This is a genomic window from Alistipes sp. (assembly GCF_020026455.1).
GTDB lineage: Bacteria > Bacteroidota > Bacteroidia > Bacteroidales > Rikenellaceae > Alistipes.
The window spans coordinates 45,188-59,163 of record NZ_JAHHQJ010000015.1; the positions used below are offsets into that span (position 1 = coordinate 45,188).

Here is a 13,976-nt window from a genome sequence, read left to right on the forward strand (position 1 = left end):
TTATTAATAATGGCCAATCCTTTCCGGAATTTCTGCAAAGCGGTTTCAGTTTTGTGCAGTCCGATGCCGTATTTGTCGAATAACGGCCCGAGAGAGGCTTTTCGGCGGGGTTTTGGGACAAATTTAAAACTCGATTCTACAAAATCGAAAGGCTTTTGCACACGATTTGCGATTTTGGGGACAATCTTCGGGATTTTCGTTGCAGGTTTGTGTATTTTTGTATGACCGAAAAACCATACCTATGACCAGTCCCAATCAAACCCCTTTTCTTGCGTCGCTCGCCGCTCTGAGCGTGGCCGCCGATGCCGCCGCCGCGTCGACACCCAAAACCCCTTCCGGGAAACGTCCCGCCGTCATCGTCATCATGACAGACCAGCAGACCGCCGGAGCCCTGTCGTGCGCCGGTAATCCGTGGGTCCAAACCCCTGCGATGGATGCACTGGCCGCCGACGGCGTGCGCTTCACGCGGGCCTACTGCCCCTATCCGCTGAGCGGTCCCTGCCGTGCGGCGCTCATCACGGGGCGCATGCCCTTCGAGATCGGGGCCTTCGACAACGGCATACGCCCCGCCGACGCCGACATGCAGGCCGGCATCGGCCACCGCCTTTCCGAGGCGGGTTACGAGTGCCTCTACGCGGGCAAATGGCATATCCCGGAGGTCAATCTGCCCGATTCGGGCACAGGGTTTCGCCGCATCTCGAAGATGAACGACCCGGCGCTGGCCGACGCCTGCGACGCGGCGCTGAAGGAGTACGACGGTTCGAAGCCGCTTTTTCTGGTTGCTTCGCTGCTCAATCCCCACGAAATCTGCGAATACGGGCGTCATGAGACGCTCCAATACGGCGAGCTGGCTCCCTTCTCCACCGAGGCGTGTCCCAATCTCCCGTCCAATTTCATGCCTTCGACCTATGCGGCCGAGGCCCTGACGCTCGAACATGCCTCCTCGCCCCGCTACCACGACACCTACACCTACACGCAGGACGACTGGCGGCACTATCTTTATGCCTACTACCGGCTGGTCGAGCGTGCCGACCGGGAGGTGGGGCGCATCGTCGGGGTGCTGAAGGCTCACGGGCTCTACGACGATGCGGCGATCGTCTTCCTCTCGGACCACGGCGACGGCGTGGCCGCCCACGGCTGGAATCAGAAGTGGAACCTGCAGGAGGAGGTCATCAACGTGCCGCTGATCGTCAAGCCTCCCAAGGGCACGGGCCTGCGGGGTGTGACCAACGACGAGGCGCTGTCGAATGTGGGTCTGGACCTCTACGCCACGCTCTGCGACTATGCGGGTGTGACGCCCGATCCCGAGCGCTACCGGGGTCGGAGCCTGCGCCCCGTGGCCGAAGGGCGCCGGACGACGCTCCACGACGAGGTGTTCGTCGAGACGCTTCTCCCGGGCCCCGGCATGCGCGGCTGGAGCATCGTCGGACCGCGTTACAAATACGTCCTCTACCAGTGGGGGCGCAACCGCGAGGCGTTGTACGACCTGCAGGACGATCCCGGCGAGATGGTCAATCTGGCCGTAGACCGCCGTTACGAGGCCGAACTAAGCCGCCTGCGCCGTGCGCTGTACGACTGGGGTGTGCGCATCGGCGATCCGAAGCTCGTGCGCAACCTGCGCCCCTTTGTCCAATCCCGAAACTGAAAATCGATCCGAATATATGAAGAACCTCGAATCCATGCGTTGCGGCGTGCGTTATGCCGCCGTTCCGCTGACGCTGGCCGCCCTTGCCGGGTGCAGCGAGGGTCGTTCCAAACGGCCCAACATCATCGTCATCATGACCGACGACCACACCACGCAGGCCATGAGCTGTTACGGCAGCCTGCTGGTCGAAACCCCCAACCTCGACCGCCTGGCGCATGAGGGCATGCTCTTCGAGAGCTGTTACGTCTCCAACGCCATCTCGGGCCCCTCGCGGGCCTGCATCCTCACGGGCAAGTACAGCCACGCGAACGGCTTCACGGACAATTCTCAGACCTTCGACGGCGACCAGCAGACCTTCCCGAAATTGTTGCACGAGGCCGGTTATCAGACGGCGATGATCGGCAAATGGCACCTCAATTCCGCGCCTCAGGGATTCGATTTCTGGAGCATCCTCAGGGGACAGGGCGATTACTATTCGCCGCTGTTCATCGAAAACGGCGAGGAGCGTGTCGAGCCGGGTTACGTCACGGATGTCATTACGGACAAGGCCATCGGCTTTCTCTCCCGGCGCGACAAGTCGCGTCCGTTTGCCATGCTCTACTACCACAAGGCTCCGCACCGCAACTGGATGCCGGCGCAGCGCCATCTGGGCATCAACGACGGACGGGTCTTCCCCGAGCCCTTCAACCTGCTGGACGACTATTCGGGGCGCGGCACCGCCGCCCGCGAGCAGGCCATGGAGATCGGCCGCGACATGTGGCCCGAGTGGGACCTCAAGCTGATGAGCCCCGAGCAGCTGGCGCAGTCTTACGAAGCCGAACCCACGGCCGAACCCACGGCCGCCGCCAATAGCGATGCCAACCGCGACGACGTGTCGCGTGCCAACGACTGGCGGACCAGTGCCAGACAGTTCCAGGCGGCCTATAACCGCATGACTCCCGAGGAGCGTGCCAACTGGGACCGGGCCTATGCCCCGCGCATCGCCGAATACGAGCGCATGAAGGGCCGCGTGTCGCCGGAGGAGCTGACGCGCTGGAAATACCAGCAGTATATGAAGGACTACTGCGCCGTGGTCAAGGGTGTCGACGAGAATGTCGGCCGCTTGCTGGACTATCTCGATGAGATCGGCGAGCTGGACAACACGATCATCGTCTACACCTCCGACCAGGGTTTCTTCCTGGGCGAGCACGGCTGGTTCGACAAGCGCTTCATGTACGAGGAGTGCCAGCGCACGCCGCTGCTGGTGCGCTATCCGAAGGCCGTTGCTGCCGGAGTCCGCACGAAGGCGCTGGCCATGAACATCGACCTGGCCCCGACGTTTGTCGATATGGCGGGTCTGGAGGTCCCGGCCGACATGCAGGGCCGTTCGCTGAAGGGCGTGCTCACCTCGGGCGGCAAGACTCCCGAGGCGTGGCGCACGGGGGTCTACTACCACTATTACGAATACCCCTCGTGGCACTCCGTGAAGCGCCATTACGGCGTCCGGACCGAGTCCCACAAACTCATCCATTTCTACAAGGATGTGGACGAGTGGGAGTTGTACGACCTGAAAAAGGATCCCCACGAGATGTGCAACGTCTATAACGATCCCGCATACGCAGCCGTGCGCGACGACATGCACGCGCGTCTCGAAGCGCTCCAGCAGGAGTGCGGCGACACGGACCCCTGCGAACGGGAGTACGAATTTTTCCGCGGTGCGGACCAACTGTAAAACACGCAAAACACACCTTACGATGGATAGAAGAGACTTTCTGAAGGCTTCGGGCTGGAGCCTGCTCGGCCTGGCGGCCGCGGGGACGATCCCCGGATACGCACGTCCGGGCGACCGGGATTCGTTACCCGACGATCTGAAAAAGGGATTCCCCTCGCTCAAGGAGTTCAAGGTCTTCTGGGGCGACGTGCACAACCACTGCAACGTGACCTATGGCCACGGCGAACTTTCGGACGCCCTGGCTGCTGCCGGCCAGCAGCTGGATTTCGTCTCGGTGACGCCCCACGCCCTGTGGCCCGACATCCCGGGCGAGAACGACCCGCGTCTGAACTGGGTCATCGGCTACCACACCGAGGCGTTCAATCGCCTGCGCGCCGGGGGCTATGACAAATACCTGGCAGCCATCCAGGCCGCCAACCGTCCGGGCGAATTTCTGACCTTCGCCTCCTACGAATGCCACAGCATGGAACACGGCGACCACGTGGCGCTGTTCCGCGACTTCAACGCACCGCTGGTCGAGTGCACCTCGGTTCCCGACCTCAAGGAGAAACTCAGGTCCTACGACTGCTACATCACGCCCCACCACATGGGCTATATGACCGGATTCCGCGGTTACAACTGGGCGGCCTTCAATCAGGACCGGCAGACGCCGTTTGTCGAGATGTTCTCGCGCCACGGGCTGGCCGAGAGCGACACGGGCGACTACGACTACCTGCACGACATGGGGCCGCGCATCTGGGAAGGCTCGATCCTGTACGGACTGGAGCAGGGCCATAAATTCGGCCTGATGTGCTCCACCGACCAGCATGCCGGCTATCCGGGCAGTTACGGCGACGGCCGCATCGGGGTTTACGCCCCGGCTCTGGACCGCGACGCCCTTTGGGAGCACATGGGCCGCCGCCATGTCTGCGGTGTCACGGGCGACAAGATCAAGATCGATTTCCGGATCAACGGCGGAGTCTCGGGCGATGTGATCCGTGCCGGCCGTCGCGAGATCTACCTCAATGTCGAGGGCCAGAACGCCATCGACTACGTGGACCTGATCAAGAACGGGCAGTGCATTGCGCGGCTGAACGGCCCGCACCGTGCCGCGGCGCCTTCCAACGAGGTGATCCGCACGAAAATCAAGGTCAATTTCGGTTGGAACCGCGAGGAGGAGTATGTCCACTGGCAGGGTCAGCTGCGGCTGACCGGCGGGACGATCGACGATCTGCAAACCTGCTTCCGCGGTGCGGCCTTCACCTCGCCGCAGCCGGGTGAGACCGAATTCCATACGCGCGTCAACCGTGTCGTCGAGCGCGACGACCGGCACGTGGTGCTCGACATGTACTCGTCGAAGAATCCCAACGTGATGACCCCGGCCATGCAGGGCGTCATCCTCGACGTGACGGCGCCCCGCACGGCGAAGCTCGTCGCCGAGTTCAACGGCCATTCCTACGAACATTCGATCGCCGAACTGCTGGAGGGTGCCCGGGCCCATTTCCTGCGGGGCTGGCTCTCGGAGGCCGTGCAGTTCGAACGCGCACAGCCCGAGGCGGCCTTCTGCGTCGGACACAGCATGGTCGACGACACGCCCCAGCGCGATACGGACTATTACTATGTGCGCGTGCGCCAGCGCGACGGCCAGTGGGGCTGGAGCTCGCCGATCTGGGTGGAAAGGGCTTAGTATATGGAACGTTATGCAATCGGAATAGACCTCGGCGGCACTTCGGTGAAGTACGCCGTGGTCGCCTCTTCGGGCGATATGCCCTTCTGCGATCAGCTCCCGGCCTTTGCACAGGAGGGGCCTGAAGTCGTACTGCGCCAGGTGCTGAGCGGCATCGGGGCCTGTCGGGACTATGCCTCGGAACGGGGACTGACAATCGAGGGCGTCGGCATCGGCACCCCCGGGGTGATCTCGGCCGACGGACGCACGGTGCTGGGCGGTGCGGAGAACATCGCCGGATGGGAGAACATCCCCCTGGCCGACCGCATTGAGGACGCCACGGGGCTGAAGACCTTCGTCAGCAACGATGCCAACATGATGGCGCTGGGTGAAACGCTCTTCGGCGCCGCCAAGGGAGCCACGGATGTGGTTTTCGTCACCGTCGGCACCGGTATCGGCTGCGGCGTGCTGATCGACGGACGCCTCTACCGGGGCTACCGCAACCGCGGCATGGAGATGGGCCACATCAGCGTCAAATGCGACGGCGAGGCGTGCGCCTGCGGTGGGGCGGGGTGCCTGGAACACTACGCCTCGACCTCAGCCCTCGTCCGGCGGTTCCGCGACCTGAGCGGCCGCGGCCGCGATGCCGAAGTGGACGGCCGGGAGGTGGTTTCCTGCTACCGGGAGGGCCTTCCGGCAGCCGTGCAGGCCATGGAGGAGCACTGGAACTACCTCGCACACGGCATTGCCTCGATGGTCAACCTCTTTGCCCCGCAGCGCGTGGTGATCGGGGGCGGCATCTCCGAAGCCGGGGATTTCTACCTCGAAAAATTGCGCGAAGGGGTCCGGCGTCAGGCGATGGATGTCTGCGGCGGGGATACCGAACTGGTGGGTGCCACGCTGGGCAACCGTGCCGGATGCATGGGCGCCGCGGGACTGGCACTGGATAAAACGCGGTGACGATGAGGCGAATCCTGCTTTTTGCGATGCTTTTCGCGCTCCTCGACGCTGCGGCGCAGCTTCCGGCCGAAATCCGGCTCGACAAACAGTCGCTGCGGCCCCGCTACCGCGAATGGGCCCAGCCTGCGGACGGCAGTGTCGTGACACAAAACCCGCCCGCGCTGCTCTGGCCTGCCTCGGGCGATTCGAAACGCGGGGTCTACCGTGTGCGGCTGTCGCAGGACAGCACCTTCGCCGGAGTCAGTCCCTCGGAGCCTTTCGAATGGGCGGCCTACGCCTGCCACGAGCCGCTGGCCGCAGGCCGCTGGTACTGGCAGTGGTCGGTTGCGGAACCCGGCGGTGAGGAGCGCTGGTCGGCGGTCCATGCCTTCACGGTCGATGCTTCGAGCCGACGCTTCGCCACCCCTGCGGGCGAGGAGCTGGTGCGCAGGGTCTCCGCCATGCCGCACCACCGGCTCTATGTTTCCCGCGACGGGGTCGATGCCTTCCGCACCCGGGCCCAGCACAATCCCGAAGCCCGGGAACTGGTGCTCAGGGCCCGCCGGAATCTGAATATGGACCTCGTGCCCGTCGCGCCCACGCGCCCCCGGGACACCACGGGGATGACGCCTTTCCGGAAAAAGACGCTCATCAATTTCATGTACCACAAATTCGGCGAGGTGGTTACGCAGCCCGTCGTTGACTTTTCGGTCGCCTACCTGCTCACGGGCGAGGAGCCGTTCCGCGACGCTGCGGTGCGCCATGCCCTTCACGTGGCGTCGTTGCCCGTTGACAGCGATGCCACGTCGGAGGATTTCAACCGCTCGGCCATCATGTACGGTCTGGCCGTGGGCTACGACACGGCCTGCGAGCGAATGAGCCCTTCCGAGCGGACCGCCGTGCTCGAAGCCATCCGTGTCCGCGGGGAGCACTTCTACAACCACTACGTCAAGGATTTCGAGACCCACTCGATGGACAACCACGTCTGGCAGCACACCTTCCGCAACTTTCTCTTCACTTCGATCGCCACGCTGGGCGACCTGCCCGAAGCCGCGAAATGGTTCCGTTACTGCTATGAAGTCTGGTGCGCCCGCTTCCCGATTCTGGGCGGCGACGACGGCGGCTGGCACGACGGAAGCAGCTACATGCAGGCCAATCTGGTGACATTCGTCTATGTGCCGTTCGTCCTTTCGCGCCTGACAGGCACCGATTTCTTCGACCTGCCGTGGTACCGCAACCTGCCCTCGTTTCTGGTCTACTCCTTCCCGAAGGGCTCCTACGCCACGGGCTTCGGCGACGACTACGAGAAGATGACCTCCCCGTCGCAACTCTACATGGGCTTTGCCGATGCGCTGGCCCGTGAGCTTCCGAGCCCCGAGGCGCGGTGGTATGCCGACCGGCTCATCGGCAGCGATCCGATGAACCTCTACCGTTCGCACGGTTTTGCGCTCTACCGCATCCTGACCGACAAGCCGCAGGACAACGTGGAGGCGAAAGCCCCCGCCCGCAACACCTCGCGCTTCTATCCCGATGCGGGCTTCTCGCTGATGCATACCGATCCGGCCGATGCTTCGGACGACCTGATGGCGGCCTTCTTCGCCCTGCCGTTCGGCTCGACGGGACATGCCCATGCCGCGCACAACGGCTTCACGATCAACTACGGCGGGCGCCAGTTGTTCGGCGGCACGGGTTACTATTCGAATTTCAACGACAAACACACGCTGTTGCACTACCGTTCGCGGGGCCACAACACGATCCTCGCCGATGGACTGGCGCAGGTCATCGGCGAGAACGGCTACGGCTGGCTGGCGCGTTTCGCCGACAATGAGGCGCTGACCTACACGCTGGGCGATGCTTCGCATGCCTACGACTCCATCCGCACCCCGTTCTGGATCGACCGCATGGAAAAATCGGAGGTGGCCTACACGCCCGAAAACGGCCTCGGCGATCCGGGAGTCTCGCGCTTCCGCCGTCATTTCCTCTTTCTGAAACCCGACGTGATCGTCGTTTACGATGAACTCGAAGCCCGCCATCCGGTCTCGTGGACATGGCTGCTGCACAGCCACAACCGCATGGTGGCGGTCGGTGAAAATGCCGTCGCGGCCTCCAACACCCTGGCCGAGGGGCGGATGGACCTCTTCACCTCAAGTGATTTGGAGCTGAATCTGACCGATCGCTTCTTCTCCCCGGCAATCAACTGGAAGAAACGCACGGGAGCCGACGGCAAGGTGCTGGAGTATGTGAACCAGTGGCATGCCTCGTTCACAACCCCGACGAAGAGCCGTGCGCAGCGTTTCCTGGCCTTCTTCCGAATCACCCCCGAAGGGCGGAAGCCGCTGGCGCTGAAATGCGATGCGAAGGGCCGCGTGACGGTCGGCGGATGGAGCGTCTCGGCGGAGCTCGACGCCTCGAAACCCGCGTCGCTCTCCGTCACGGACCGCCGCGGCAACGCCGTGCTCTACAACACCCCGGCATCGGAGATCGGGGGCAGCACCGTCGTGCGGCGCAAGGGCGAACCGACCCGCGAACTGGTCGACACGGTGCCCGCCTCGGTGCGCTGATGCCGCTGATGCCGCTGACGCCGCTGACGCCGCTGCCGACCCGCCACTGACCCGCTGTCGACCCGCCGCCGACTCGCTGCAGGCCCGCTTCCGGCCCCGAAAAACGGCCTGAATTGCGGTTTTTCCGAAAATAATGACGTATCTTTATGCGCTAAGTTGTTGTACTATGCTGAAACTCAAACTTACGTTTCTTCTTTCCTCGCTCCTTTTTCTGTCTTCCGGCCGGCTCTCCGCCGCCATCGAGTTCCGCACACTGTCGGTCAATGAGGGTCTGTCGCAAAGCACCGTGATGGCCATTGCGCAGGACGGGATGGGGCGTATCTGGATGGGTACGCAGGACGGGTTGAACTGCTACGACGGCTATTCGTTCACGGTGTTCCGCCACATCGAGGGCGATGCACAGAGCCTGGGCGACAATTCGGTCAATGCGCTCTTTGCCGACGGGGGCCTGCTTTGGATCGGCACCGCATCGGGCCTGTCGTGCTACGACGCCGCGACGCAGACGTTCGAAAACTTCCGCCTCGAGGGGCGCACCATGCAGGTCGCCGACATTGCCGCCACGGCCGGCGGCGACCTGATCCTCGCCACCGACCTGGGCATCGTGCTCTTCGACCGTGCCAGCCGCGAGCTCGAAATCCGGACCTATCTCACGGGCCTCAGCATACATGCCGTCTGCCCCTCGCGCGACGGATTCCTGGTCGGGACCTCCAACGGCATCTACACCTACTCGTCCACCTACGGCAACGCCGTGCGCATCCTGCCGCAGATGGCCCGCTACGACATCGCCAGCATCGTTGCCGACGGCGACGGATACTGGGTCGCCACCCACGGCAACGGCCTCTACCGTCTCGACGGGGCGCTGCAGGTCACGGCCCGCTACGACGCCGCGTCGAATCCCGGGCTGGTCTCGGACTACATCCGGGTGCTGAAAACCGATGCCGAGGGGCGTCTCTGGATCGGCACCTTCGACGGACTCTCGATCCGCGATCCCCGGAGCGGCCGCTTCGAACGCCATGTGCACTCCCCCGAGCCGGGGTCGCTGAGCCACAACTCGATCCGCTCCATCTTCATCGATGCCCAGCACGGCGTCTGGCTCGGAACCTACTACGGCGGGGTGAGTTACTACCATCCGCTGGCCCGCCGCTTCGGGGTATTGCGCCACGATCCGACGCGCAACTCGCTGGGCGACAATACGGTGAGCTGTATCGTCGAAGACCCCGCCTCGGAGAGCCTCTGGATCGGCACCAACGACGATGGCGTGAATCTCTATGACCGCCGCACGGGCCGTTTCTCGGAGTTCAACACCGCCGGCGGTTTCCTGCTGTCGAACAACGTCAAATGTGTGCTTCCCGACGGCCGCGGCCGCGTGTGGATCGGCACCCATGCCGGGGGCTTGAGCTGCATGGAGGTCGCCACGCGGCGCGTGCGCCACTATTCGGTCAACGCCTCGATCCCGATCAACAACAGCTGCTACGCCCTGCTCGACGGCGGCGACGGCTCGCTGTGGGTCGGCACGCTCAACGGACTGCTGTCGTTTGATCGCGCCACGGGGCGTTTCTCGCGCCACCTCTGCGCCGATTATGAGCCCCGTCTGGGATCGCTGCAGATCACCTCGCTCTTCCGCGATTCGAAAAACCGGGTGTGGATCGGCACCGGGGCCGGGCTCTATCTCTGGCAGCCCGACGTGCGGCAGGTGAAGAGCTGCGAGTTGATGCCGCTGCAGGACGAAACCGCCCCCTCCCGCCGGGATGTCACGGTGATGTGTGTCACCGAGGATGCACACCGCAATATCTGGGTCGGAACCCGCCACGGACTGTTCCGCTACAACGCCTCGGACAATTCGTTCACGCGTTTCTTCGTGGCCGACGGCCTGCCCAACGATTTCGTCTACGGAATCCTCGAGGACGACCTGGCGCGGCTGTGGATCTCGACCAATGACGGCCTGGCGTGCTTCGATCCGCAGAAAAACTCCTTCCGCCGCTATACCCTGCGCGACGGAATCGCCAACAACCAGTTCAACATCTACTCCTACTGCCGGAGCCGCGACGGGATCTTCTGGTTCGGCGGCATCGGCGGCATCACGTGGTTCCGGCCCCACGATCTGGTGGACAATCCCTTTGCGCCCGAGCCGCAGATCACGGGCGTGGATGTGGTCGATGCCGGCGGCGACTCCCGCGTGCGCATCGAACGCGATTCGGCGGGGCGGGTCACGACGGCGGCCTTCCCTTCCGTGCGCAACATCTTCACGGTGCGCTTCGTGGCGGTCAATCCGCTCTCCGGCGGCCGCAACACCTTCGCCTACAAGCTCGAAGGCTTCAACACCCGCTGGTACGAGACCTCGCACCTCGAGGTCAACTACTCGAACCTCAAGCCCGGGCGCTATCTCTTCAAGGTCCGCGCGGCGAACAACGACGGACGCTGGAACGACGAGCCTGCGACGGTCGAAATCCGCGTGCTGCCGATGTGGTGGCAGACCCTTGCGGCGAAGATTCTGTGGGTGTTGCTGGCGCTGGGATGCGTCGGGGGCGTCGTGGCGGCGCTGCTGGGCCGCATGAAGATGAAGATGCAACTGCGGCTGGAGCGCATGGAGAAGGAGTCGATCGGGCGGCTCAGCCAGGAGAAAATACGTTTCTACATCAACCTCTCGCACGAACTGCGCACGCCGCTGACGCTGATCCTCTCGCCCCTGCAGGAGATCCGCGAGCACGGCACGGCCGACAAATACGTCTCCTCGCGCCTGAACTACATCTACCGCAACAGCCTCAAGCTCCTGCACATCATCAACCAGCTGCTGGACTACCGCAAGGCCGAGCTGGAGATGTTCAAGATGAAGGTCGCCGTGCAGGATGTCGACGCCATCGTCGCCGAGGTCTTCTCGATGTTCGAGGAGGTGGCCCAGAACCGCGACATGGACTATATCCTCAGCTCCGAGCTGCGCGGCATGGCGCTGCCCGTCGACCGGATGTTCCTCGAGATGATGCTCACGAACCTGCTGTCGAACGCCTTCAAGTTCACGCCCGACGGCGGTGTCATCCGCGTCGCCCTGCAGCGCGGTGAGGGCTGCTTCCGCCTCTCGGTCCGCGATACGGGCATCGGCATTCCGCAGGATCAGCAGGAGCATATCTTCGAACGGTTCTATCAGGTCAATGAGTCGCACGCCGGTTCGGGCATCGGGCTGTCGATCGTCCGCCGCATTGTCGAGCAGCACCAGGGCTCGATCACGCTGCGGAGCGAACCGGGGGCATTTTCGGAGTTCACCGTCACGCTGCCCGACGACATCGAGGTCTATCCGGCCGGGAAGCGCGCCGGGGAGCACGACGTGCGGGGTTCGTTCATTCGCGATGCCGAGAAATTCCTGCCCGAGGAGTGGTCGGGCGAGGGTGGCGATTTCGCCCCTGCCGGGGAGACCCCGGAGCAGACGCGCGGGACGATTCTCCTGGCCGAGTCCAATGCCGAGATGGCACGCTATGTGGCCGACCATTTCAAGAGCCTTTACAGCGTCGAGGTGGCGGCCGATGGCAACGACGCCCTCGAACGGCTCAAGACGCTGGAACCCGACATCATCATCGCCGACCGCGTGTTGCCGGGAATCGATGGGCTGAAACTCTGCCAGGCGGTGAAGCAAAACATCCGCACCTGCCATATTCCGGTGGTGATTCTGGCCTCCGAAGGCAGTGTCGAGGAGCAGATCACGGGCATCGAGGCCGGGGCTGACAGCTATCTGCCGCTGCCGTTGTCGATTTCGCTGCTCGCGGCCAATGTCCAGAACCTGCTGAAAGCCCGCTACCGGATGCGCCACTACTATTCGGACGACGCGGAGATCGACCCCGACAAGATCACCTCCAACTCGATGGACGGGGAGTTCCTCAAGAAGGCCATCCGCATCGTCGAGGAGAACATGGACAACGAGGAGTTTTCGTCGAACGATTTCAGCAAGGCACTCTGCATGAGCCGTTCGAACCTCCACCTGAAGATGAAGTCCATCACGGGCGAGTCGGCCACGAAGTTCATCCGCAAGATCCGCTTCAACTATGCCTGCAAACTGCTTCTGGACCGCAAATACTCGATTTCGGAGATCAGTTCGATGGTGGGTTTCAACTCCCCGTCGTATTTCGCCACGAGTTTCAAGAAGCATGTCGGCTGCCTGCCCACGGAGTATGTCCGCAGCCGCACCAAGGGCAGCGAGAAGGTGGGGTAGCAGCCCCTCCCTCTCGGCTGCTACCTCGGCTGTTCTCGGCTGCTCTCAACTGAGCTTTCAGCTACTTCTTCAGCCGCGTTCTCGGCTGTTCTCGGTGGCTCTCTCGGCCGCTCCTTCAGCCTCCCCTCTCTCTCGACCCGCCCAGACGAACAGGAAACCCCCCGGGATCTTGCGAAAAGATCCCGGGGGTTTCGGATGGGAGTCGGAGAACTTCTATTTCGAGAAGATCGAGGAGATCTCCTTGTAGTTGTGTACGCGTTCGATCACGTCGGCAAAGAGGTCAGCCACGGACAGCACCGTGAATTTGTGCAGGTCCTTGTTGGGATTGAGCGGAATGGTATCCGTCACGATGACCTCCTCCAGGGCGCTATCGTTGATGCGCTCGTAGGCCGGACCGGAGAGTACCGGGTGGGTGATGGCTGCGCGGACGCTCTTTGCGCCGCGGGACATGAGCATGTCGGCGGCCATGCAGATCGTACCGGCGGTGTCGATCATGTCATCGACGATCAGCACGTTGCGGCCTTCGACATCGCCGATGGCCGTCATCTTGCCCACAACGTTGGCCTTGGCGCGCTCCTTGTGCGAAATGATGATCGGCGTGCCCAGCAGCTTGGAGTAGGTGTTGGCGCGTTTGGCACCGCCCATGTCGGGGGCTGCGATCGAGAGGTCCTCGATGTTGAGGCTCTTGATGTAGGGCACGAAGATGCCGCTGGCGTAGAGGGCATCGACCGGGACGTCGAAAAATCCCTGGATCTGGTCGGCGTGCAGGTCCATGGTCATCACACGGTCGACACCTGCGGCCATCAGCATGTTGGCTACCAGCTTGGCGCCGATCGGCACCCGGGGACGGTCCTTGCGGTCCTGACGCGCCCAGCCGAAGTAGGGCACTACGGCCACGACCTGATGGGCCGAGGCGCGGCGTGCGGCGTCGATCATCATCAGCAGTTCCATCAGATTGTCTGAGGGCGGGAAGGTCGATTGGATGATGAATACCGTACATCCGCGGATCGATTCGTTGTAGCAGGGCTGGAATTCGCCGTCGCTGAAGCGCAGGACTTCCGACTGTCCGAGCGTCGTGCCGAAGCTTGCGGCGATCTTTTTGGCCAGATATTCCGAATCGCGACCGGTAAAAATTTTGATTTTGTGGATAGCCATAGATTTCGAGGATTTTTTTGACGTTGCAAAGATAGAACAATACGGTGAAAAAACACGCCCGCGGAGGGGTGTTTTTTCAACATTCGGTTAACCTTTTCGTTTGCGGCCCGGTTTTCATTCCG

7 protein-coding genes are annotated in these 13,976 nt (G+C 63.0%); 6 read left to right on the forward strand and 1 reads right to left on the reverse strand.

All coding sequences use genetic code 11. From position 1 onward, the window contains the following. The first annotated feature begins 241 nt into the window (after positions 1-241). The 6 genes from QZ460_RS08745 to QZ460_RS08770 all read left to right on the forward strand — a co-directional run bounded on the left by QZ460_RS08745 (position 242) and on the right by QZ460_RS08770 (position 12,699). On the forward strand, positions 242-1,645 hold the full coding sequence (locus tag QZ460_RS08745) for a sulfatase-like hydrolase/transferase (RefSeq protein ID WP_290541193.1): 1,404 nt from the start codon (positions 242-244) through the stop codon (positions 1,643-1,645). Positions 1,646-1,661: 16 nt separating this feature from the next. Next, the gene (locus tag QZ460_RS08750; RefSeq protein WP_290541194.1) at positions 1,662-3,356 is read left to right on the forward strand and encodes a sulfatase; all 1,695 of its coding nucleotides are present in this window, start codon (positions 1,662-1,664) and stop codon (positions 3,354-3,356) included. 22 nt (positions 3,357-3,378) lie between these two features. Beyond that, complete coding sequence (locus QZ460_RS08755) at positions 3,379-5,022, forward strand: Tat pathway signal sequence (RefSeq protein WP_290541195.1); 1,644 nt, start codon at positions 3,379-3,381, stop codon at positions 5,020-5,022. Between the two features lie 3 nt (positions 5,023-5,025). After that, on the forward strand, positions 5,026-5,961 hold the full coding sequence (locus QZ460_RS08760) for an ROK family protein (RefSeq protein WP_290541196.1): 936 nt from the start codon (positions 5,026-5,028) through the stop codon (positions 5,959-5,961). Between the two features lie 2 nt (positions 5,962-5,963). Continuing rightward, positions 5,964-8,501, forward strand: coding sequence for a DUF4962 domain-containing protein (locus QZ460_RS08765; RefSeq protein ID WP_290541197.1), 2,538 nt, complete (start codon positions 5,964-5,966; stop codon positions 8,499-8,501). Between the two features lie 166 nt (positions 8,502-8,667). Then, positions 8,668-12,699: a hybrid sensor histidine kinase/response regulator transcription factor gene (locus QZ460_RS08770; RefSeq protein ID WP_290541198.1), complete on the forward strand. Its 4,032-nt coding sequence runs from the start codon at positions 8,668-8,670 to the stop codon at positions 12,697-12,699. Positions 12,700-12,912: 213 nt separating this feature from the next. Here the strand turns inward: QZ460_RS08770 and QZ460_RS08775 are convergent, their stop codons facing one another. Next, positions 12,913-13,854, reverse strand: coding sequence for a ribose-phosphate pyrophosphokinase (locus QZ460_RS08775; RefSeq protein WP_290541199.1), 942 nt, complete (start codon positions 13,852-13,854; stop codon positions 12,913-12,915). Positions 13,855-13,976: the final 122 nt, after the last annotated feature.